We start from the raw sequence: 23,199 nt of genomic DNA, 5'->3' as shown, positions 1-23,199 counted from the left end.
TCAGATCGCACTACTAAAAATTTTTATGACAAAGCAAATAATACATACCACAACTGTCAAACTTTCGCAAGATAATTTGCAAATATCGGCTTATTTAGCACAGCCACAAGCTCCTGGTTCTTATCCGGGAGTAGTGGTATTGCAAGAGATTTTTGGTGTCAACGCTCACATTAGGGAAGTTACCGAACGCATTGCTCAATCCGGATATATTGCGATCGCCCCAGCACTTTTTCAACGCCAAGCCCCTGATTTTGAAACAGGCTACACCCCGGAAGCTGTAGAAATTGGTAAAGAATACGCTTGGCAGCAAACTCAAGCAACAGAATTATTAAGTGATATTCAATCAGCCATCGACTATCTCAAAACTCTACCCCAGGTGAAACCAGATAGCTTTGGCTGTATTGGCTTTTGTTTTGGTGGTCATGTAGCTTATCTTGCTGCTACTCTACCAGATATTAAAGCTACTGCATCCTTTTACGGTGCTGGCATTACTACTCGGACACCAGGAGGTGGCGCTCCCACCATTAACCTAACTCCAGACATAAAAGGAACCATATATACTTTCTTTGGCATGGAAGATGCCAGCATCCCCGCCTCACAGATAGATCAAATTAACGCCGAATTAGAAAAATACACAATTCCTCATCGTGTGTTTCGCTACGATGGAGCTGACCACGGATTTTTCTGTAACCACCGCGCCAGCTATAATCCTAAAGCCACAGCTGATGCTTGGGAGCAGGTGAAACAACTTTTTAAGAGTGTTTTAGGAGCCTAGATAGAAAAATACGGCAAATTTTCTCAAATGGGCAATATTCCAGCTATTCTAAAATTCCAGTGGCATCACATCAAATAATAATTTATCTGCAATCGTTATGAACTCCGAATCGCAACTTTCTCAACCAGCTAATTCGTCTTTTACTATGGACGACTTTGCTAAAGCATTAGAAGTACACGACTACCAGTTTCAAAAGGGACAAGTTGTCCGTGGTAAAGTATTTCAACTTGACCCTGATGGAGCTTATGTAGATATTGGTGGTAAGTCATCCGCTTTTATCTCCCGTGAAGAAGCTTCTTTGAGAGCTGTTACCGATTTATCGGAAGTGCTGCCATTGCAAGAGGAACTGGAGTTTTTGATTATCCGAGATCAGGATGCTGAAGGTCAAGTAACCCTTTCGCGCAAGCAGCTGGAAATTCAGCAAGTCTGGGAACGACTAATCCAAATGAACGAAGGTGGCCAGACAGTGCAAGTCAGGGTAACTGGAGTGAATAAAGGTGGTGTTACCGTTGATTTACTTTCCTTACGAGGATTTATTCCGCGATCGCATTTAGCAGAGCGTGATAATTTAGAAGCTCTCAAAGGCCAAACTTTAACTGTGGCTTTTTTAGAAATTAATCGTAATACCAACAAACTGATCCTTTCCCAGCGCTTGGCAACTCGTTCTAGCAGCTTCAGCTTATTAGAACTCAATCAGTTAGTAGAAGGTAAAGTTACTGGAATTAAGCCTTTTGGAATATTTGTAGATTTAAATGGTCTCAGTGCCTTACTACATATCAAGCAAGTTAGCCAAAAATTCATTGACTCTCTGGAACAAGTATTTCAACTTGGCCAAACAATTAAAGCTGTCATTATTGACTTAGATGAAGGTAAAGGTCGCGTGGCTCTTTCTACCAGAGTTTTGGAAAATTTCCCTGGTGAAATCCTAGAAAATTTCGAGGAAGTCATGGCTTCAGCCGAAGCACGTGCTAATAGAGCTAGTAATAAATCTGCGGAATAGCAACTAGGTAATAGCTGGGAAGAAGCGGGGGAGCAGGGTGCAGGGTGCAGGGGGAGGGGGAAAGATTGTTACTTCCTAATACCCAATCCCCTGACACTGAGCGCAGCCGAAGTGCAATCCCCAGCTATAAATGTAAAAAAGACTGCCATTTAGTGTAGTTTTCTAACCACACGGCTTCTAAAACTGGATAGATGTCGGTGGCTGGTGTTTCGTTTAAAGGTGCAGATAGCTTTGTCCATAAACAGCGATCATCTCGCAGCACACCTTGACCAAAAACCCATTTTAGGATGCGATCGCCAGTGAAATCATATTTATAGCGATTCTGCATAAATTGAGATAAATTAATTGTCCCACCACCACGGGGATTAATACAAGATGCTAGGTAAGCTTTTTTTCCATCATCATACAACGTATAGTAACCAACTACATCTGAGTAAATTTTTTGAAATTGATTTCCATCTAAGTTTTGATTTATCTCCGATACAAATGGGTTGTGATAATAAGTTCCAGCATTGAGTTTGTATAGGATTTCTAGTTCTTGCTTTTGATTTTTATTATTAATAAAATTAAATTTCTGAAAATCTGTCTCTAATTCATCATCTTTCACAAAAGTAACTTGGGTTTGCTGCCACTGGTTTAAAAGCAGTTTATCTGGCAAACTTATAGAGTTAATGACGCTGATATTAATCTGAGTAGCAATTAAATATATAGCTGTCACCATAATTCCTAGCCAAGTCCCTGCTAAAAATAAGTGCCGTTTTAGATATACTTTTGGCTGGGTAATTTCGGCAGCATCAGGTTGATTCCCAGCTAAATCTTCTAAGGGTAATAACCAATTACAGCAGCAGGCGAAGGTCAAAGTAGCAAAGGTCATAAAAATACCACCACCTGTAGAGCCGTGCCAATAATCAAATGACTCTTGATTATTAACAACAATCGCTAATAATGCTACACGAATAACCCCTGTGAAAAAGCCTACAATAGTAGCAGCTATTGCCAATGCCAATCTGCGCCACCAACTTAAAGGAAAAACAACTGATAACAGCGTCAGTCTCAGTAGGGATATGATTACAGGTCCCCCTGTGCATGCGTATAGAACTCTTACTTGTCCGGTGGGTAGTGTTACTACGTTGCCAGAATAATTAACTTGAAAGCCAACATAATGCAGTAAAAAGGCGGAAATAGCTGCTGTTAAGTCATTGAAGTGTAGTAGAGAATTAAAAATAAAATTCAAAATTGTGACAATTTTTCCAAAGGGAAACAACATTAAGCACAAAACAGCAAATAAGCGCCAATGTTGCCTGAACCCTGAAAAGCCAAAGGACAGTAAACCTAAGCCTAAACCAGCCACAATAGGGGCAACCCGAAAGACTATGAAGTCTAAATGCCACAGATGCACAGGTCTAATGATTGCAAAGAATAGGAGGAGTAGCCCTAACCAGCTAGCAAACCAACTGGGAGTATTTTCTTGTAATTGCGGTTTTTGTTTAATGTCATGCCACAGTAAATATAAAATTACTCCCCAATGAATACTGTAAAAAGCAATTTCTTCACTTATGGATTCAATCGGGTGAGTTCTAATAATATTTAAATGCCAAGCCGCTAAGGTAGAAAAAATACCCAACAAATAAAACCATTGGTATTCTATGAATGGCTGAATTTTTAACAAAATTTTCGTTTTAGCCGCAATGATTTTGTTGTTTTTAATGCTTGATTTTCCCATATTTTACTCTTTACTTGTGGGACGGGAAAGACATACCTAACGCGTATTATTGAATGTTTGGTGAAAGTTTTACTTCAATTTAGTTAATCGCACCCATTTGGTTAACTTCCATATACCTATTAAGCAAATTCCTGAGAGGAGTGATCCTAAGTTAACTCTGATAGATGTTTTAATTAAATTTATACTTTGCTCTCGTTTGGCTAGACTAGCAGTGTTAATAGTATTTTTAGCAGAAGCTTCAATTTGTTGGGAAATTTGCTCCTTTAACTGTTCGGGAGATTGACTAAGGTTCGGGTCTATAGAAATATTTAAACTTGCTGCTATACCGCCGAGTTGTTCAACAGATGTAACTTGCTGTAATTTTTGCGTAATTTCTACTGTTTGTTTTTGTTGTTGTCCTTTTTGAATATTGAATTGATTGTTAGCATTAGTATAAATTTTTTGAGTATTATTAATACCTAAGGGTATCATTAATATGTAAATTATCCCAATGAATAAAGATACCCAAGAAAAGAATTTTAAGATAGCGATTTGTTTAGTCTTAACGACACTATTTTCGTTAAACAAAAATACAAATGTCAACCCCAGTAATATACTCCAAATATTATCTACCATTTGTCCTTGAACTTGAAATTCCCAATTAGGATTTGTAAATCGGGGTGGGATAAAAAGGGATAGATAATTAACTAGAGAAAATACCAGTAAGAAATAACCAATCAGCCTTAATAAAGCGAATGAACGTTGTTCTACTTTGTCGGTAATCGGGATAGATTTTATTTTCATTGGTTTACGATAATTAGATTGTTGAGTTGTTCTGAAATTTAATTTAGTAGCTAGTGTTAATTATCACGTCCTCACTGTGTTGATTTGATCTGTCAGGATTGCTTTGAGGAGCGCTGAGAAGGTAAGCTCGTTATTTAAAACTGGGTCTCATGCCTTTATGAGCATCAGTTGGGATTTAGCGGTGGATGATTCACTCAAATAAATTACCGCTTTTGCATAGGTATATCTATAGTTGGAAGAATTATTTTATCATTATTTAATATTCTTCACCTGATTTGACAGCGATCGCGTTAATATTTAACTAAACCTCACAAAAATTACCCATCCCCATACATGGGGGAGAATATCAATAACCTTTTCTTTTCAAAGCTTATATTGTACAATTCTATAGTTAAGATAGTATATCTGTTCTACTCAAGATTTCCGCCCAAGAAACCTGAAATTCATATAAATCCTATATTTAGAGGCAATAATGGCGATCAACACAGATACTTCTGGTAAAGAAAAAGCATTAAACATAGTCCTCAACCAGATTGAGCGCAGCTTTGGTAAAGGAGCAATCATGCGCCTGGGTGATGCTACCCGGATGCGAGTAGAAACAATTTCCACAGGGGCGCTCACCTTAGATTTAGCATTGGGTGGAGGATTACCCAAAGGACGAGTCATTGAAATTTACGGGCCAGAAAGTTCTGGTAAAACCACAGTAGCATTACACGCGATCGCTGAAGTCCAGAAAGAAGGAGGTGTGGCTGCCTTCGTGGATGCGGAACACGCCTTAGATCCCACCTATGCGGCGGCTTTGGGTGTAGATATTGCAAATTTGCTAGTTTCCCAACCAGACACAGGGGAATCAGCCTTAGAAATTGTTGATCAGCTAGTACGTTCCGCCGCAGTGGATATTGTCGTCATTGACTCAGTAGCTGCTCTGGTACCTCGCGCTGAAATTGAAGGAGACATGGGTGATACCCACGTTGGACTTCAGGCACGTCTCATGAGCCAAGCTCTGCGTAAAATAACTGGTAACATAGGTAAATCTGGCTGCACAGTTATATTCATTAACCAGTTGCGGCAAAAAATCGGTATTACCTACGGTAGCCCAGAAACTACCACAGGTGGCAACGCCTTAAAGTTTTACGCCTCAGTTCGCCTAGATATTCGCCGGATTCAAACCTTGAAAAAAGGTACTGATGAATTTGGCAACCGAGTTAAAGTCAAAGTCGCTAAAAATAAAGTTGCACCGCCCTTTAGAATCGCCGAATTTGACATTATTTTTGGTAAAGGAGTTTCCACCTTGGGTTGCTTAGTGGACTTAGCTGAAGAAACCAGTATTATTGTTCGCAAAGGCGCTTGGTACAGTTACAACGGTGATAATATTTCCCAGGGTCGAGATAACGCCATCAAGTACCTAGAAGAAAAGCCAGAGTTTGCGGCTGAAATTAAGGAATTGGTACGTCAAAAACTAGATATGGGCGCTGTTGTTTCTGCTAACTCCGTAGCCAAGGCTAATGAAGAGGAGGAAGATATGGAATTAGAAGAAGAAGAGTAAAACTTATTCACGTTCTGATTAATCTAATAAAACCTCTCAAGAGACTGGACTCATATCAGTTCAGTCTTTTCTCTTTAAATTCATAATAAACCCCGTTTACCATTGGGGCGAATAGTCATCCAATTGGTTTTCGCTAGTCCAAGTTGGTCATCAGAAACCTTTGCACCAGTCAGGTTAGCACCACAGAGATTAGCTCCTCGGAGATTAGCATTACTGAGATATGCCTCACTTAGGTCTGCGCCACGCAGGTCTGCGCTTTCTAAATCAGCATGGTTGAAGTAGGCTTTGCTGATATTTGCTTCCCTCAAATTAGCACGCACCAGATTAGCTCTACTAAAATCGCTATTGTGCAAATTAGCACCTTGGAGATGAGTGCTTTGCAATTGGGCAGAATGAAAATTTGTATTAGATAAGTCAGCACCCGGTAATTTCAGAAAACTTAAATTGTGTAGAGAAAAATCACGTCTTCCCTTAATATAAGCCGTGAGTAAATCTTGGGCATTCAATTTCCTCTGTTGATGATTTTGACGTTGAGAACCAATACCGGAGTTATGCCCGAATTTTTTCTTTACTGGTAAAGATCCATCTGATTCTGCATTTTTGGCTCGTCTAGCCCTAATTGCCGCCGCTACTTGTGCTGCACTAGATCCACTATTAGAAGCCGCAGGAATATGGTCTAAATTACCCGAATTATCCACGGGGGGATATATTGCTTCTTTGACATTAGGATCGGATTTTACTAACAAACCCTGGGCTAAACTTTCTAAATAGGGTTCTATCTCTAAAGCCCTTAAAACTTCATCTGCTGACTGGTAGCGATGACGTACTGAGACATCTAACATTTTTCGCAGAACACTCATGAGATGATCATTCGGTGGTACGAGATGCTCCCACACAATTTCCCCGGTTTTGGGATTGTAATCTAAATCTTTCGGAGTTTTACCACTCAGCAGATAAATACAGGTTACACCCAGGGCGTAGATATCACTGGCATAAACTGGACGCATGGCCATTTGCTCTGGAGGTGCAAAACCCGGTGTACCAATGGCGTAAGCCGTTAATGCGGTCTGTTCTGATAGATTTAATGCAGCTTGGCTAACTTGATTTTTGACAGCGCCAAAATCGATGATGACCATTCTGGCATCTTGAGTCCGCCGAATTAAATTGGCTGGCTTGATGTCACGGTGAATGACTTTGTTTTTGTGAATGTATTCCAATAAGGGCAAAACTTCGCTCAAAAACTGTTTGACTCCTGCTTCACTGAAAGTCCCATTTTGTTTCACTTCTTGTTGCAGGGTGGAGCCACTAATATATTCTTGAATTAAATAGAATTGTTCTTGATCTTCAAAATAATCTAGCAACCTTGGTAATTGGGGATGATTGCCAATTCTCCCCAGAGTTTTGGCTTCGCGCTCAAATAGCTCTCGCGCCATTTGTAAGATGTGTGGTGCGCTGCCGGAAGGACGTAGTTGCTTAATTACACAACTGGGTTCACCGGGTAAGGCTTGATCGTTAGCTAAGAACGTTGCTCCGAAGCCACCTTGGCCTAATGGTTTGATCACTCGATAGCGATCGCGCAATAATAGCCGTGAGCCACATGACTGACACCTGTGGCTATAGGGGACATTTTCTGGATTGGGACAGGTAGGATTTAAGCAATAGCTCATGCACTGTCAACTCGCTGCACGAATAATGAATGGAAGCGTTACACTCTCCTTTAATTATTAACACTCACTATTAACTCTTGCTAGGTAGTTTTTGCGGTAAATTCCTGGAAAACTTCTTAAAACTAACTCAGAATTACTTAAAATAGATATCAAAAGAGGATTACTTATTATACTTAGACTCTGAAATAGTGTCTAGACTGTATTCTGGGGAAACACAAAATCCCTCGCCTTTCCACTTTGGGCTGATATCATCTCCGTTTGAATAGAGATGGCTCAGAAGTAAAAGTTAATGACAATCAGCTACCCGATTATAATATTACTACACTTATGTTAATAAATATACCTGAAGTTTGGTAAACATATCATTTTTTTTCCCAGGTTTATCTGCTGACAAATTTACTCACCTGTACTATAGTTGAATATATGTTCAGGTATTGAATGTATATATCTATTTAGTGAAGGAGAAAAATATGAGTACCGTCAACCAAATGAAATGCGCTTGTCCCAAATGCCTGTGTATCGTTTCATTAGAGGATGCCATTAAAAAAGAGGGTAAACACTATTGCTCTGAAGGCTGTGCGGAAGGTCATCAAACCATCAAAGGCTGTGGTCATAATGGCTGCGGTTGTTAATCACCTCCCCAACGACCTATAGGGAATTTCTCTAGGGTTGCTTAAACAGGACTGAGTGCTGAGTAAAAACAGCAACTATGATGCTGATAAACCAGAATTATTTTTCTACCCAGCACTCAGAACTTATAGACTAGATAACACTTCTCGTGCTACTGCTAAAGTCTGCTCAATATCCGCTTCTGTGTGAGCCAAAGAAGTAAAACCAGCCTCAAACTGAGAAGGTGCTAAATAAACACCACGCTCTAACATACCGCGATGAAAGCGACCGAATTTGGCCATATCTGATTTCTTGGCATCTTCGTAGTTATGCACTGGCCCAGATGTGAAGAATAAACCAAACATAGCGCTAATACTACCACCACAAGCTTCGTGGCCAGTTTCTTGGGCAATTTGCACTAACCCATCTGCTAACTTTTGGGTAATTTGATCGAGATACTCATAAGTACCTGGTCTTTGTAACAACTCTAACGTTTTAATACCAGCTGTCATTGCTAAAGGATTACCCGAAAGAGTTCCTGCTTGATACACAGGGCCTGCGGGGGCAATCATTGACATAATATCCCGACGACCACCATAAGCTCCCACTGGTAAGCCACCACCAATGACTTTGCCCAAGGTTGTCAAGTCTGGGGTGACACCAAATTTTTCCTGAACGCCACCGTAGGCAATACGAAAGCCTGTCATTACTTCATCAAATACGAGTAATGCCCCATGTTCATGGGTAAGTTCTCGTAAACCTTCCAGAAAACCTGCATCCGGGGTAATAAATCCAGCGTTACCTACTATCGGCTCTAGAATTACACCGGCGATTTCATCACGGTTTTGTTCAAATAAGGCTTTAACTGCTTCTAAGTCATTGTAAGGAGCTGTGAGGGTACTGATAGTGGCTGCTTTCGGTACTCCTGGGGAATCGGGTAAGCCCAGTGTAGCTACACCAGAACCTGCTTTGACTAGGAACATATCGGCGTGTCCGTGGTAGCAGCCTTCAAATTTAATGATTTTCTCGCGGTTTGTGAAGGCGCGCATTAACCGCAGCACTGCCATACAAGCTTCTGTGCCTGAATTGACAAATCTCACCATTTCGATGCTAGGAACAGCATCAATTACCATTTCTGCGAGAACATTTTCCAGTAAGGAAGGAGCGCCGAAGCTAGTACCTTTTTCTAGGGCTTCATGGAGTGCGGCGATGACTTGTGGATGGGCATGACCACATATAGCTGGTCCCCAAGTGCCTACATAATCAATATATTTGTTGCCATCTACATCCCAAATGTATGCGTCTTTAACATGGTCAAAAACGATGGGTTGTCCCCCGACTGATTTAAAGGCGCGAACCGGAGAACTCACTCCTCCTGGCATGAGATTTTGAGCGGCGGCGAAGATTTCTTGTGATTTTGTGGTTTTAATTGTGGTATTGACCAAAACTTTCTCCTGAATATGGGAAATAAAATGCTCTATCTGAGGATAGGGTGAAAAACTGTTTAGAAATTTTACCTTATAGAGTTATCCGCACTAGAAAACTCAGAATATATTATTCAGGTACAATTCCGACTTGGTTGCAGAAATTGTCACTAATTTAGGACTAGGTTTGCCAGGATATCTACTGGGTTGCTTTTAAATCGGCCATCTATTGGTGTGCTACAGATGGAGTCTGCTAGAGATATGAATGCTTTTGTTTAAACTGACTGATGAAGTTTAATTTTACAGAAGCATATCAGTTGTCCTATTCAGAATGGTATCGTGAATCCATGAATAATGTTTAATCAGAACAAATTAACTGGTATGTCTTTTAATGAGCCGCATTCTCTACTACGGTCTATTCCTGTTGATCAAATTTCCTACGATGAACGGGGTTTAGTGCCGGCAATTATCCAAGATTATTTGGATGGTACTGTGTTAATGATGGCGTGGATGAGTGAGGAATCTTTACAAAAGACTTTAGATACTGGGGAAACTTGGTTTTGGAGTCGTTCCCGTGAGGAGTTATGGCATAAGGGGGCGACTTCTGGTCATATTCAAAAGGTGAGAAGTATTCGTTATGACTGCGATAGTGATGCGTTGCTAATTGGCGTGGAGCAGTTAGGAGATATCGCCTGTCACACTGGTGAACGCAGTTGTTTTCATCAAGTGGAAGGGGCAATTGTTGCTCCACCAGGGGATACTTTATCTCAGGTATTTCAGGTAATATGCGATCGCCGTGATCATCCTATAGAAAGTTCTTATACCTGTAAGTTATTAGCAGGTGGGGATAACAAAATTTTAAAGAAAATTGGTGAGGAAAGCGCTGAGGTGGTAATGGCTTTTAAGGATGATGAAGCTGATGCGATCGCAGGTGAGGTGGCTGATTTACTTTATCACACTCTAGTTGGTTTAGCACATCATCAGGTAGATGTAAAGTCCGTGTATCGCAAGTTACAAGATCGCCGACGGTAGCAGAAGTCGGGAAGTGGGGAGTGTCTATCAAGTTTGTTGCCAAAGACTAATATTTTGTAATTCTTATCATTATCAAAAATTTTCCTCACTAATTCCACAGGTTTTCCACAGGTATTTGAGGAGTTTTCCACAGATATTTGACGAGGTAATCGGCAATTGCGGTTTTCCTGGGGATTGTTGATTCCCAATAATCATCAGCCTCAACCACTGAGTTATTGTAAAGTTAAGTAACAAAAAATGAGCTATAATCCCTATGGCTGCGTCAAGATTTGTTTTTAATCCCACTGGATGTAACATTTCGCAGCATTGACAAACCCACCCCCTCTTGGCGCACAATGATGCGACTGGCGTTTATAGTCTGTTGAACCATCGGCACAAAAAATCACCTGAACTGCTGGTGGCAATTGTCAGGTAAAAGCAGAACTATAGTCAGGCAACTTGTCTCTCTTGATTCACTTCAGAGAAGGAAAAACTCATGAACGCAACAGTTAGTATCTTGGCAGAAATTCCCGAAACACTACATGAATCCCTGAAAAATTACTTAGAAGCACATCCAGATTGGGATGAAAAGCGAGTGCTAACGGCTGCTTTGTCGCTGTTTTTACTCCAAAATGGTGAGAGCGATCGCCGCGCCGCTCGTGTCTATTTAGAAACATTGTTTCATAATTGTTAAATTAAATGCCCTGTACCAATGAGCCAGCAACTCTAGAGTGCTGGTAAGTCGGTGGGCAAAAGATTTTTCGCTATCTAATTCTGGCTACTGCCTCAGCATCTCATGGATGTGGAGCCAAGATAAAAAGGGCAAGGGGAGTAAATGCCAAGGTGATCAACAGGTGAAATCCTAAGTTAACCCTGAAAAACTGTAAGTTGGAGAAAATACACTCAGGAATGAGGTTCTAACTGCGGGGATGGGGAGTGAGTTGGACATTCAAACTTATACCCGACACCACGCACAGTTTGAATTAACGCTGGTTGGCTGGCATCAATTTCAATTTTCTTGCGAATTTGACCGATGTGTACATCTACAACTCGTTGATCACCAACATATTCATAATCCCAAACCTCTTGAATCAGTTCTGCACGCCGCCAGACTCTACCCGGATGGCTAGCTAAAAAATGTAATAAATCAAATTCTAGAGCAGTTAAGGGTATCGATTGGTTATTTAGTGCCACTTCCCGGCGTGTGGGATCGATCATTAACTTTTCAAATACTAGGCGTTTTTGTTCGGCAGTTGTCACAATGCGCTGTCTTCTCAAAATTGCCGCTACCCTAACTTCTAACTCTCCCAGTCCAAATGGCTTGGTGAGATAGTCATCAGCGCCTTTAGAAAAACCGCGAATTTTGTCGGCTTCATCGGCGCGGCTAGTCAGCATCAAGACAAAAACACCATTACGACTTTGCATTTCTTGACACAGGTTAAACCCAATAACATCTGGTAAATTGACATCTAAAATCACCAAATCAGGGTTAAATTGCTCAAATAGAGCTAAGGCGGTTTTACCATCCTCAGCAGCCTCTACTTGATAGGTTTGCTTGATTAAAAAGCGTTGAATTAAATTTCTGACCGCAGGGTCATCATCAACTACAAGAATCTTGGCGGGAGCCATGACCATCACTTTGCACAAAAGTTCCTAAGATTAACATGAAGTAGGATTGCGTAAAAACGCAGTTTCCACTTTGGGGGTTATTTAAGACTCTACAGGGGTAACGAGTGCATTTCCTGATTATCCAAAATAATAGTGTAATCAAAATCGGGGAAAATCAAGGTAAGAACACTTTAGTAATCACACATATACTTAAGTAGATGTACGATAATTATCAGATATCAAGTTTCCTAGAAAGATATTCTTCCCATTCGCCACCACACCTCGCTTATATAGTAAAGTCTATTTTCCCAATTGAGTGGAGACCTAAAACTTTTTAATTTTAAATGCCTGTTCACACAGAGAACAGCACCTATTGACAGATTAATTCCCTAGATTTCCTCAAGATGGGTTAAATTTTCAACTTTTGAACCATAAAACTACATATCGTTCCCCACAAAATCCTCAAGAGTATTTATAGCTCCAGTTCTATAGTCAATTCTTCATTGACCCAGGACATGAGAGTATACACGCAGTCAGAGCAATATGTTAGAGTAAATTTATCTATGAAATACGATTAAATCCAACTGGCTCTTGCTAATATTCTGGCAGAGCATAAAAATGGATTAGTTTTTCCTAGCCTCATACTTATACGTTCTATTCATGAGTTAGGCTCTCTATATTTGAAGTTGATTTGTGTTAAAATCTAGTGTAGCGTCCTTCGGTACGCCGGAGGCTGGAAGTAAGCCTGTGGAAACTTGTAAGTCCTGGAATTATTCAGGCGGAGATCCTGAAAGCAGGAATCGTGTGACTTTATTAGTTATGCGAGGCTCAATTAAATCAAGATAAATCAAAAAACTGCCTCTGAACTAAGGCTCCAGAAAGTATAAACTCCCATGAGCGATCAAAATCCCTACGAGAAACTTGGGGTATCAGAAGATGCTAGCTTCGATGAAATTCAGGATGCTCGTAATCGCCAATTGGAGCAATACAATGGCGATGCCAAGAATTTAGAAATCATTGAAGTAGCCTACGATGCGATTTTAATGGATCGCCTGCGGATGCGCCAGGAAGGTAAAATTAAAGTGCCTGAACGGATCAGGTTTCCAGAATTGCGAGTACCATTACCCGCAAAAGAAAGTCTCAACCCCCGTGAGCAGTCTCCTCTATGGCTGCAAAGAATACTAGATCAACCCGCGCCGAAGGATATACTGTTACCTGGAGCTTGGTATCTGGGTTTAAGTGCCATTGGTATATTTACCCCAACCCCAGGCAATCAGATTTTACAGTTGATATTGGTCGTGGGTGTAGGCATTGGTATTTACTTCCTCAAGCGTAAGGAAGGGAAATTTGGTAGAGCAGTTTTATTGACCTTTGTGGGTTTAATTGCGGGTTTAATTGTTGGTGGGCTACTTGGTAGCTGGCTATTGACGCAAATAAACTTCGGTCAGTTAACACCTGAGCAGTTCTCAACAGCATTTACATTTTTATTGTTGTGGCTGATTAGTAGTTTTCTACGTTAATTTCTAACTGTGAAATACGTATAATTTATAGCTAAGAGTTGAAGCTCTGGGTTGATAAATAATTAGAATCTCCCGCCACTGCTGAAGCTGGGTGGGAGAGTGTTCATGGAAGTATTATGAAGAGTAGCTAGTTTTACCGAGTTTGTACTTGTTGCGTTTGCAGGATAAGTTGGACAGCTGTACTTAAATCTTGAACAATTAAGTTGGGTTGGTAAATTTCTAATTGGGTGCGATCGCGGATACCAGACTCTACAGCTATTACTTGAATACCATATTTTTGAGCGGCTGCAATATCGGCTTCTGTATCCCCAACCATCCAAGTTTCAGTTGCGGGAGGAAGTTCGGCTAGGGCGCGTTGCATTAACAAGGGCTTATCTTCAACGTCAGTAGTTTTCACGTAGTCGTTGCTGAGACAATAACGGCGATTTTCTGGAAAAACACTGCCTAAGTTGTACTTTTTCAGGGCATAATCTAATTCTCTGATTCGGCGCATTGTCATTACAGCCAAATCAATTCCAGCAGCTTGAATTTTTAACAGCGCTTCTACAGCACTAGGAATTAGGGTATCGTAGTGAAAATAATTGTCTGTATGTACTGTTTTACGTCGCAACTGGGCAAATTCTGCGGCTTGGTCGGGATCTAAACCAGATTTGATGGCGATTTGTTTTTCGGGAACCTGCGATCGCTTGAGTTGCCAAAATTCTGCTTTAGAAAGTTCTTCCACAGATTGTTCGGGATATCGGACGTTTTGCAGACAAAATTGATAAACCCGGTAATACCTTTCAGATACGTCAATAATCGGGCCGTCGAAGTCAGTAATTAATCTTAGCATCGGCGGAAATTGTGAATTTTTATGAAAATTATCTCATTTATTGACCCATTAGTTATGTCAGCGTCCCCCGCTTAATTTGTTCACTTTCAATGGCTTCAAATAAAGCCCGAAAATTACCTTCTCCAAAACCTTTAGCTTGGTAACGACGCTCAATAAATTCAAAGAAAAAAGTTGGTTGTCCAAAAATCGGCTGAGTAAAAATTTGCAGTAAGACTGCTTCTGGGGTTTCTTGTTTCCAGTCCACCAAAATTTCTTGCTGGGCGATCGCCTCAAGTTCTCCGATTGATAAGGGAAATCCAGGACGCTGTTGCATTTGTGAGTAATAGGTTTGGGGAACCGAGAGTAAAGATACACCACGGGTGCGAAATTGTGCGATCGCATTGATGAGATTAGCTGTACCCAAAGCGATGTGTTGAATCCCTGATCCCCGATTCACATCCAAAAACTCTTGAATTTGCGAATTAGGTGAAGCTGGTTCATTAATAGGTAACTGTACCCTACCGTCACTGGAAACCATGACTTGACTGTATAAAGCAGAACGGTCTGTTTTAATTTTAAAACTTTGCTGGGGTTGAAAACCGAGAATTTTTGTGTACCAAGCCACCGCAGGTTCTAATTCACCCACAGCCACATTCAACACAATATGATCAATACCAGTAAAAGTATAATTTGTGGATAGTTGTACATCACTAGTTGTCACCCGTGAGTTTTCCATCAAAGTGTGAGTCAACCCACCCCAACCAGCAATTTTCCCACACTTACAGCAGACATCACCAAAATCTTGTAACTGAATAGGTTGGATTACCTTCGCACCATGTATTTCAGCTTGGGCGATCGCATCTAATACATCTCCCACAGCAAAAGCCACATCTGCTACCCCTGGGGGATGTTGGCGCAGAAATTCAGCTACCGGACTGATATGTGATAAAGCTGAAGATAGCAAAAAGCGCACCAACCCATTCTGCACAACTTCGGTACAAGTGTGAACCGAACTGATGTTAGTATCTACTGCTGTAAACCCCAGGTGGTGTACAAACCAATCCCGCCAGATTTCAGCATCATTGACATAGAAATGAACATGATCAATTTTCATAAATCTTGAGAATCCAGCACAACAGCTTACCTATCAGTAGTTTTTGTCTTTTTTGCCAGATTATCAAGTATTTCCCCATCCATCATACACCAATGTACATACCTGAGTAATTTAGCGTAAACTAACTTGCCATCGCTTCTCGATTTGCTTTAGGTCAAAAGACTTACATGACTGCAAAAATTTAATAAAATTACCTGTTAAATGTAAAGATTTAATTTGCTCAGTTATGGGCTTACCATAACGCTGATTAAATCCACCACCCAACAGGCTAATATCAATATAAGTAACTTGAGATTTTTTAGTCAACTCCTGAAGAATATCCTTAAGTACCTTTTCTAAATCTGCGCCAGAAGTAATATTTTTTTTCAATGCAGCATCTTCCTGAAGATTCCCAGGTTCTGACTGATTAACTTCAAATAAAGTTATGTATAATTCAGATGCTGAATCTACTTGGTGGATAGCAAAATCAGCCGGATAATTCATAAAAAAATCCCTAGCTTTTTTACCTGCTAAATGCTGAGAAACAACTTGACTAATAGTTAAACTATATTTAGATTTAAAAATTTTAGAAAGACTAGAAAGCTTAACCCAATAAATATTATGCTGCTTTTGCTGGGTTTTAATTAACTGTTTAATTCGCCCAATAAATTCCTCAATACTAGGAATCTCAGTTACTAAAGGGGGAAATTGTGTAATTTGTTTACCCGTAGAACTATTTAATACTATCAGGGCTTCTTCTTTTTTTACTACCTGATAGACAATTAAGCCATTTTGCTGAAGATGGTTGCACAGATTAGTCATCACATTATCTGATGAACAAACTATAACTTCCTTAGCATTATGATAACGTTCATGAACAGAAGAACCCAGAGCAATCATTTTACCATCAGCATTATCTTTACCAACAGGAACGTGAATTAATTCGTAACCACGCTGATGTAATTCTATATCTCGTTTACCCATCTTAGACCAATTAGCAAAAGCAATTTTGACTTGCAGAGGATAGGTAGAAACTTGTGCTAAAAAATTTTCCATTTTACTATCGAGTTGCAAATTTTCTGCATCCAGCAGTAAAATAGCGATCGCCCCAGGAACTAGAAAACTTTTACCATTGTCTGATACTGGTAGAGGTTGAGAAATATCTCCACTATTTAAGTCCAGAGAATTTAGTCTTTGAATTGATGCTTCAATCACCATTTCCAGATGATCAAAAACTGGAGAAGTAAAAAAACTCGGAACTAGAAAAAGTTGCAGATATTCTTTAATCTTTCCCGTCAGTGTGATGTCATCTGCTAACGAGCTGATTTTTTTATTTAACCCAGCTATTAGAGCAGATTGATATTGAGGTTGTTTCCAGTTAATACTTTGGTATTTGACCAAAACCAACTCAGGATACTGCTGCAAAATTGGCAGAATTGCATTACAAACAGAAACACTCAGTTGTTTAATTAATGCAGAGTCATAAGTAGTTAGCAACCGTTCATCATTGGACATAATTCATCTTACATTAAGATAGCCTGGTTAAGACCATCATCCTAGATGGTAATTTATACTATATTATATTTATTGAGCTAAAAACAACTAACCACAGTAAAACTGTCTACAGCCAACACTGTCAACCCAGAGCAAGGTGAGAAATAAAATAATTGCCACAGACTTAACTTTAAAAAACTTAATATTTAACACACACAATCGCTCAACTGAGATTGTTAAAAATATAATTGCGGGTACGAACAGAAATAGGGTTAGTAAAAAGTTTTTTAGTAGTACCAAACTCGATAATTTGACCAATACGATTTTCATTCCTATCCAAAAAAGCAGTGAAATCAGATAAGCGATGAACCTGATTTAAATTATGGCTGATAATTACCATTGTCAATTCTGAACGGAAGCGCAAACTTTGAATTAAACTTTCCACTTTCATACTAGCAATAGGATCAAGAGCAAAACAAGGCTCATCAATCAGTAAAACTTGTGGCTTAACGGCTAAAGCACGAGCAATACATAACCTCTGTTGTTGACCCCCTGAAAGTTCTAAAGCCGACTTGTGTAGTTTATTTTTTACTTCTTCCCAAATATCCGCATCTTTCAGTGCAGATTCCACAATTGAGTCTAATTCTGTCTTGGGATACCAACCCATTATTTTAACTCCATAAGCCACATTATCATAAACACTTATGGGAAAAAGATTAGGCTTAGGGAGTACCATACTTACTTGACGGCGGAGACGATTTAAATTCACCCGACGTTCATAAATATTTTGATTAAAAAATTCTACCCTACCCTCAATTTCTATTTTTGCTTCTAACTCAATCAAGCGATTAAGGCATTTTAAAAATATAGACTTTCCACAACCACTAGGTCCAATAATTGCAGTTACCTTGTTTTGATAAATATCCATAGATACATCTTCAATTATCTTTTGGCTATTGTAATAACAAGTGAGATTTTTGACCTTAATGGCTGGACTTAGTTCATTCATGGCAAATAAATAAGCAACAAATATTGACTAAATAAATCAAGGAAAGCAAGTAGTATTTCTTGTTTTTCATAAAGTCAATATACACAGACATTTAACTACTACTATTCATGAAAAAAAGATATGATAAATTCTGTAAATTAACTCACAAATAGCAAAAGAGATTACATGATTATTTGAATTAGCAACTAATTATCAGAGAAATCATGGATATCTTTTTCGCGGATTGCTATAGGATTATATCATTCCGTAAGAATACTATCATACAAATAGTAGCTTTTTAGGGTTGCCCCGATTCCTTTGATCCGTTGTTAGAGTAGGGTTAACTAAGAACAAGCTATACTAAGCTTACCTTTGTAGTCTCAAGATGAAGGTCAAAGATATCTAAATATCAATATATTGCTTCTGTACCACGCACTTAATTTTACACTGTATCTTTTACCCACGAATTTATTTATGGGTTGATCTATGATGTATGGGGCTAGGAAGATGCTGCAACTACAAATTCTGCATCTAATTCCTAATTCAAATGCAAAATTTTCTCATCTCAGTTTTGTAGGGAGCTAATTAAGCTGTTGTGCAGCTAGAGAATTGCTATATATTAGTATGACAAAATTATAGCAACGGACATATTGGTTAGGACATCATAATTGTGGTTTTAAGGGAACAGGCTTGCCCTGAGCGTAAGTCCTGCGCTTAGTGCGTAGCATCACACAGGGTAGGGGAACAGGAAATGTCCTAACTACCTTGGCGGCTGCTATATGTATAATCACTCAGGGTAGGGAACAGCTAGAAAAATCCCTAAAATCGAGGGAATATAGACATTGATCTGCTGATTTTCTGCTTCTAATACCAATTATTTGTGATAGCTTCTGTGGCATAATCATGATGCGGTGAATTATTCGCAGAAACCACATATCGCTAAAGCGTTAACTTAGTACGTTCTAGAACGCTAAGACACAAAGTACACGAAGAGAGAAAATAATTCGGCACAATTTTATAAAGAAATGCAATAAAATCCTAAACTTGCACAGATTTTATTGATAAATTTTTAGCCAAAACGTCCTGAAACATAGTCATTGGTACGGGAATCGAGAGGATTACGAAATATTTGATTTGTCACACCAAATTCTACCATTTGACCAATACGACTTTCATCAGTGCTAAAAAAAGCTGTGAAATCAGAAATGCGAGTAGCTTGCTGCATATTGTGAGTCACAATCACAATGGTTAATTCAGACCGCAAACTATTAATTAATTCCTCAATTTTCATTGTGGCGATAGGGTCAAGGGCTGAACAAGGTTCATCCATGAGTAGCACTTTTGGTTTGACAGCTAAAGCACGAGCAATACAAAGTCGCTGTTGTTGACCACCAGAAAGACTTAAAGCTGATTTATTCAGTTTATTTTTAACTTCGTCCCAGAGAGCGGCTTCTTTTAACGCAGATTCTACCACTGCATCTAATTCGGTTTGGGAACATTTACCATTTATTCTCATTCCATAAGCAATATTTTCGTAAATGCTCATGGGAAAAGGATTTGGTTTTTGGAAGACCATACCAATTTGCCGGCGGAGTCGATTTAAGTTGATGCGGGGGTCATAAATATTTTGACCGAAAAATTCTACACGACCTTCTACTTTTACGGAACCTTCTAATTCACCAATCCGATTCAGACTCTTAATAAAAGTTGATTTACCACAACCACTCGGACCAATAAGTGCAGTTACTTGATTTTGATAAATATCTAGACAAACATTATCAACTGCCTTAGTGGTGCTGTAGTAAAAGCTGAGATTTTTGACTTGAATAGCTGGAGTTAATGTTTTCATTTTTTAGCTAAGTTTACCCAGAAATGTGGCAATTTTTGTTTTTTTACTTAATTTTTCTTTTACGAGTAAGTAAGCGAGAGATAATACTGACAAATAAAACCAAGGCAAGTAGGACTATAGAAGTAGTCCAAACTAATTGATATTTTTGCGGGTCGGGGTCGTTGTAGAGGTTGTAAATTAATACTGGCAGGGAAGCTGTTGGTCCGAGTAGTCCTTCTGACCAATCTAGGCTAAACAAAGCAGTCACAAGAAGAGGTGCTGTTTCACCTGCTGCACGAGCGACGGCTAAGAGAATACCTGTGGTAATTGTAGGTAATGCCGCAGTCACTACGATGCGAAAAGTGGTTTGCAATCGATTACCTCCTAATGCGGCAGAGGCTAGACGTTGGTCTGTAGGAACTAATTTTAAAGCTTCTTCAGTGGTCAAGACAATCACGGGTAACATGATTGTAGCTAAAGCAAAGCCACCTGCGATCGCACTAAATTGTTTAGTGACTAAAACGATTATACCATAAGCAAATACACCCACGATAATGGAAGGAACACCAGTGAGAATGTTAGTGATAAAGCGCACAAAATTAGCTGCTGGGTTAGTACGTCCAAATTCCGCTAAAAATATTCCGGTGAATGTGCCTACGGGAACACTTAATAGTGCAGCAATTGTGACAATTGTTGCTGTTCCGAGAATGGCATTGCCAAAACCAAAATCAATCACAGGATTAAAAAACATTTCTAGCTTGAGTCCAGATATTCCCCGTGCAATAATTTCCCACAAAATGGATAATAAAGGAATTAAAGCTACAAATGTGAATCCCAAGGCGATCGCATTCATCAAATAAGTAAATGACTGCCTTGATTTTGGTAAGGGGCTAAATAACTCATTGGCTAAAAATTGCTCCATTTTAGATTTTTGATAACTACTCATATTTAGTAAAAATTGTGATATTTCATGAGATTATTAGCGATTTTTTTTACCCACCCACTCTACCAGCAAAACAGCACCAATATTCACAAACAGAGTCACTGCAAACAAAACTAATCCCAAATAAGTTAAAGCCCCAATGTGTAATCCTTGTGCAGCTTCGGCAAATTCATTCGCTATTACAGAAGGTATTGTATAACCCGGATCTAATAAAGAAGCGCTGATTTGAGAAGAATTACCAATCACCATAGTCACAGCCATTGTTTCGCCCAAAGCTCTTCCTAAAGCCAGCATTGCAGCGCTGACAATTCCGGAAAATCCAGCAGGTAGCAAAACTCGAAAAATTGTTTCCCAACGGGTACTACCCAAAGCCATAGATGCACTACGTAATTCTTTCGGAATAGCCAATAACACATCGCGACTAATTGCTGCTATTGTGGGCAGAATCATAATTGCGAGGATAATTCCCGCAGTTAACATATTTGTGCCAAAAGGGTCTGGGGTATTAAATAATGGTATCCAACTAAAATATTTAGCTATTAACCTTTGTAGGGGTTCTAAAACTGGAATAAAAATAAAAATTCCCCACAAACCAATAATTACACTGGGAATTGCGGCAATTAACTGCACCACAAATGCCAGAGTTGTTTGTATAGAAACTGGTAAAAAATTCTCACTTGTTACCAATGCAACTGCTAAACCTACAGGAAAAGCAAATAAAATGGCGATCGCGCTGGTTACTACCGTTCCATAAATATAAGGTAAAGCACCAAAAATCTCATTATTTACATCCCAATCTTGCTGCCATAAAAACCCTATACCAAACTCAATAATAGCTGGTCTAGCTTGTTTAAAAATGATCCAACTCATCACAAATAGCACCGCTACAGTGATCGTCGTAAAAGTATAGACTAGCCATGTAAATCCTTGATCAAACCAACCTTTTATCCCATCCTTAGCTATCAATTCAATATTTTCATCATTTATATCTAATGAATTATTGTAGGGGGAATTAGAGGAATTGTTCATAAATAATCAACAAAAATTAGATGATTTGGGATTAATTGGGTGAACAAATAGTCCACCCTGCTTAAAAAACAATTAAAATGGTAATTTATGGTTTAACAGTGCTGTTAACTGTTTTCAATACCCGATTTGCCACTGCGGGGGGAATTGATGTGTAGTTCACTGAAGCATTTAATTTCTGGCCATCAGTCAATACCCAATTAATCCATTTTTTTACAGCATCAGCTTTGGCAGCATTAGGATACTGTTTATAAACCATCATCCAGGTCAGACCAACGATAGGATAACCTTGTGCTGGATCATCTGCAAAAGTCCGGAAATTATCAGGAAAAGTCACAGACGCTAAAGCTGTGTTTGCAGCCTGTAAAGAAGGAGCAACAAACTGTCCGGCTTTATTTTGAATCTGTGCTTGGTTGAGTTTGTTTTGGGTAGCGTAGGAATATTCCACATAACCAATAGCACCAGGAGTACGAGTAACTAAAGCAGCTACACCTGGGTTTCCTTTACCACTCAGGACGTTGGGCAAATTCCATTTAGGCGCAGTACCAGTTCCGACTCTACCTTTAAAATAAGGGCTGATTGCACTTAAATGGTTAGTGAAAATGAAAGTTGTACCGCTACCGTCAGCGCGCACAGCAAATCTAATTGGTTGGTTAGGTAGATTTACGCCAGGATTATCAGCTTTGATTTTGGGGTCACTCCAGTTGGTGATTTGACCAGAAAAAATCGCTGGTAAAGTAGCACGAGATAATCTCAGGTTATTAACACCAGGGAGATTATAAACGACGGAAACAGCACCACCTGCTGTAGGTACTAAAATCACACCGTTCTTGACTTTAGCCATGTCACTGTCGGTCATTGCAGCATCACTAGCGCCAAAATCAACAGTTCCAGCAATTGTTTGCCGAATACCACCACCACTACCAATTGATTGGTAGTTAATTCTCATATCTGGAAATTTCTTTCTCACTTCACGAATGTATCTTTCATACAAAGGTGTTGGAAAAGTCGCGCCTGCACCGTTGAGAGTTTGAGCTTGCGCTTGGGCTGGTGCTGTAACAATAGAACTAAGTGCAACAGCGCCTGTCAGCACAGTAGTAGTTAATGCTCGTTGCAGAATGGTACTTGAAACACTCATATTACCTCGGATTTTTAGGATTTTGGTGTGATTGGCAACACCTAACAACTTAATCCCCACAAGGTTAAGTTACATTTAAATTAAAATTAATTAGGGTTTAAACTATGTTTAAAAATAGGTATTAAAACAGCTTTATTCACATCTTGCACTTGCTGTTAGGGAGTGAGGAATGGGAAAAAACCTTTGTGTGTTGTGGCGATATTTTCACCCCA

20 protein-coding genes are annotated in these 23,199 nt (G+C 39.4%); 7 read left to right on the top strand and 13 right to left on the bottom strand.

What is annotated here, in order from left to right:
- Window positions 1–25 precede the first annotated feature (25 nt).
- Together ACM0OP_RS05345 and ACM0OP_RS05340 are read left to right on the top strand one after the other, a co-directional pair.
- Window positions 26–775, top strand: a complete 750-nt coding sequence (locus ACM0OP_RS05345; protein WP_414527355.1) for a dienelactone hydrolase family protein — start codon at window positions 26–28, stop codon at window positions 773–775.
- 97 nt (window positions 776–872) lie between these two features.
- Complete coding sequence (locus tag ACM0OP_RS05340) at window positions 873–1,775, top strand: S1 RNA-binding domain-containing protein (protein ID WP_414527354.1); 903 nt, start codon at window positions 873–875, stop codon at window positions 1,773–1,775.
- A gap of 124 nt (window positions 1,776–1,899) precedes the next feature.
- Here ACM0OP_RS05340 and ACM0OP_RS05335 read toward each other — a convergent pair whose 3' ends face one another.
- Together ACM0OP_RS05335 and hpsJ-A are read right to left on the bottom strand one after the other, a co-directional pair.
- A complete protein-coding gene (locus ACM0OP_RS05335; RefSeq protein WP_414527353.1) occupies window positions 1,900–3,498 on the bottom strand; it encodes a cyanoexosortase A system-associated protein in 1,599 nt (532 codons plus the stop codon).
- A 69-nt stretch (window positions 3,499–3,567) separates the two neighbouring features.
- Window positions 3,568–4,281: an HpsJ-like protein, cyanoexosortase A-associated gene (hpsJ-A, locus tag ACM0OP_RS05330; RefSeq protein WP_414527352.1), complete on the bottom strand. Its 714-nt coding sequence runs from the start codon at window positions 4,279–4,281 to the stop codon at window positions 3,568–3,570.
- 472 nt (window positions 4,282–4,753) lie between these two features.
- Here hpsJ-A and recA point away from each other — a divergent pair, with 472 nt between their 5' ends.
- Entirely contained in the window at window positions 4,754–5,827 is a 1,074-nt protein-coding gene (recA, locus tag ACM0OP_RS05325; protein WP_414527351.1) for a recombinase RecA, read from the top strand.
- Between the two features lie 80 nt (window positions 5,828–5,907).
- On the opposite strand, the gene ACM0OP_RS05320 is transcribed toward recA, so the two are convergent.
- Window positions 5,908–7,494 carry a serine/threonine-protein kinase gene (locus ACM0OP_RS05320; RefSeq protein ID WP_414527350.1) on the bottom strand — a complete coding sequence of 529 codons (1,587 nt, stop codon included), beginning with the start codon at window positions 7,492–7,494 and terminating at the stop codon, window positions 5,908–5,910.
- Window positions 7,495–7,964: 470 nt separating this feature from the next.
- Here ACM0OP_RS05320 and ACM0OP_RS05315 point away from each other — a divergent pair, with 470 nt between their 5' ends.
- On the top strand, window positions 7,965–8,126 hold the full coding sequence (locus tag ACM0OP_RS05315) for a metallothionein (protein WP_414527349.1): 162 nt from the start codon (window positions 7,965–7,967) through the stop codon (window positions 8,124–8,126).
- Between the two features lie 123 nt (window positions 8,127–8,249).
- On the opposite strand, the gene hemL is transcribed toward ACM0OP_RS05315, so the two are convergent.
- Window positions 8,250–9,548 (bottom strand): glutamate-1-semialdehyde 2,1-aminomutase, encoded by a 1,299-nt coding sequence (gene hemL / locus ACM0OP_RS05310; RefSeq protein WP_414527348.1) that lies wholly within the window; start codon window positions 9,546–9,548, stop codon window positions 8,250–8,252.
- 360 nt (window positions 9,549–9,908) lie between these two features.
- On the opposite strand from hemL, the gene hisIE reads away from it, so the two are divergent.
- Together hisIE and ACM0OP_RS05300 are read left to right on the top strand one after the other, a co-directional pair.
- The gene (hisIE, locus tag ACM0OP_RS05305) at window positions 9,909–10,559 is read left to right on the top strand and encodes a bifunctional phosphoribosyl-AMP cyclohydrolase/phosphoribosyl-ATP diphosphatase HisIE (protein ID WP_414527381.1); all 651 of its coding nucleotides are present in this window, start codon (window positions 9,909–9,911) and stop codon (window positions 10,557–10,559) included.
- A gap of 475 nt (window positions 10,560–11,034) precedes the next feature.
- Window positions 11,035–11,232 carry a DUF2811 domain-containing protein gene (locus ACM0OP_RS05300; protein ID WP_414527347.1) on the top strand — a complete coding sequence of 66 codons (198 nt, stop codon included), beginning with the start codon at window positions 11,035–11,037 and terminating at the stop codon, window positions 11,230–11,232.
- A 209-nt stretch (window positions 11,233–11,441) separates the two neighbouring features.
- On the opposite strand, the gene ACM0OP_RS05295 is transcribed toward ACM0OP_RS05300, so the two are convergent.
- On the bottom strand, window positions 11,442–12,167 hold the full coding sequence (locus ACM0OP_RS05295; protein ID WP_414527346.1) for a response regulator transcription factor: 726 nt from the start codon (window positions 12,165–12,167) through the stop codon (window positions 11,442–11,444).
- 872 nt (window positions 12,168–13,039) lie between these two features.
- On the opposite strand from ACM0OP_RS05295, the gene ACM0OP_RS05290 reads away from it, so the two are divergent.
- Window positions 13,040–13,666 (top strand): CPP1-like family protein, encoded by a 627-nt coding sequence (locus tag ACM0OP_RS05290; protein WP_414527345.1) that lies wholly within the window; start codon window positions 13,040–13,042, stop codon window positions 13,664–13,666.
- 133 nt (window positions 13,667–13,799) lie between these two features.
- On the opposite strand, the gene ACM0OP_RS05285 is transcribed toward ACM0OP_RS05290, so the two are convergent.
- The 8 genes from ACM0OP_RS05285 to pstS all read right to left on the bottom strand — a co-directional run bounded on the left by ACM0OP_RS05285 (window position 13,800) and on the right by pstS (window position 22,987).
- Window positions 13,800–14,498, bottom strand: coding sequence for an HAD family hydrolase (locus ACM0OP_RS05285; RefSeq protein ID WP_414527344.1), 699 nt, complete (start codon window positions 14,496–14,498; stop codon window positions 13,800–13,802).
- A 52-nt stretch (window positions 14,499–14,550) separates the two neighbouring features.
- Entirely contained in the window at window positions 14,551–15,591 is a 1,041-nt protein-coding gene (gene hppD, locus ACM0OP_RS05280; RefSeq protein ID WP_414527343.1) for a 4-hydroxyphenylpyruvate dioxygenase, read from the bottom strand.
- 111 nt (window positions 15,592–15,702) lie between these two features.
- Window positions 15,703–17,085, bottom strand: coding sequence for an NYN domain-containing protein (locus tag ACM0OP_RS05275; RefSeq protein ID WP_414527342.1), 1,383 nt, complete (start codon window positions 17,083–17,085; stop codon window positions 15,703–15,705).
- Between the two features lie 202 nt (window positions 17,086–17,287).
- Window positions 17,288–18,073 carry a phosphate ABC transporter ATP-binding protein gene (locus ACM0OP_RS05270; protein WP_414527341.1) on the bottom strand — a complete coding sequence of 262 codons (786 nt, stop codon included), beginning with the start codon at window positions 18,071–18,073 and terminating at the stop codon, window positions 17,288–17,290.
- A gap of 1,048 nt (window positions 18,074–19,121) precedes the next feature.
- On the bottom strand, window positions 19,122–19,901 hold the full coding sequence (pstB, locus tag ACM0OP_RS05265; protein ID WP_414527340.1) for a phosphate ABC transporter ATP-binding protein PstB: 780 nt from the start codon (window positions 19,899–19,901) through the stop codon (window positions 19,122–19,124).
- Between the two features lie 43 nt (window positions 19,902–19,944).
- Complete coding sequence (gene pstA / locus ACM0OP_RS05260; RefSeq protein ID WP_414527339.1) at window positions 19,945–20,826, bottom strand: phosphate ABC transporter permease PstA; 882 nt, start codon at window positions 20,824–20,826, stop codon at window positions 19,945–19,947.
- A 33-nt stretch (window positions 20,827–20,859) separates the two neighbouring features.
- Complete coding sequence (pstC, locus tag ACM0OP_RS05255; RefSeq protein ID WP_414527338.1) at window positions 20,860–21,852, bottom strand: phosphate ABC transporter permease subunit PstC; 993 nt, start codon at window positions 21,850–21,852, stop codon at window positions 20,860–20,862.
- A gap of 85 nt (window positions 21,853–21,937) precedes the next feature.
- On the bottom strand, window positions 21,938–22,987 hold the full coding sequence (gene pstS, locus ACM0OP_RS05250; RefSeq protein WP_414527337.1) for a phosphate ABC transporter substrate-binding protein PstS: 1,050 nt from the start codon (window positions 22,985–22,987) through the stop codon (window positions 21,938–21,940).
- Between the last annotated feature and the right edge of the window lie 212 nt (window positions 22,988–23,199).

The sequence above is a fragment of the Nodularia chucula CCY0103 genome (assembly GCF_963923915.1).
Lineage (GTDB): Bacteria > Cyanobacteriota > Cyanobacteriia > Cyanobacteriales > Nostocaceae > Nodularia > Nodularia chucula.
This window is presented reverse-complemented; position numbering and strand designations above follow the sequence as displayed.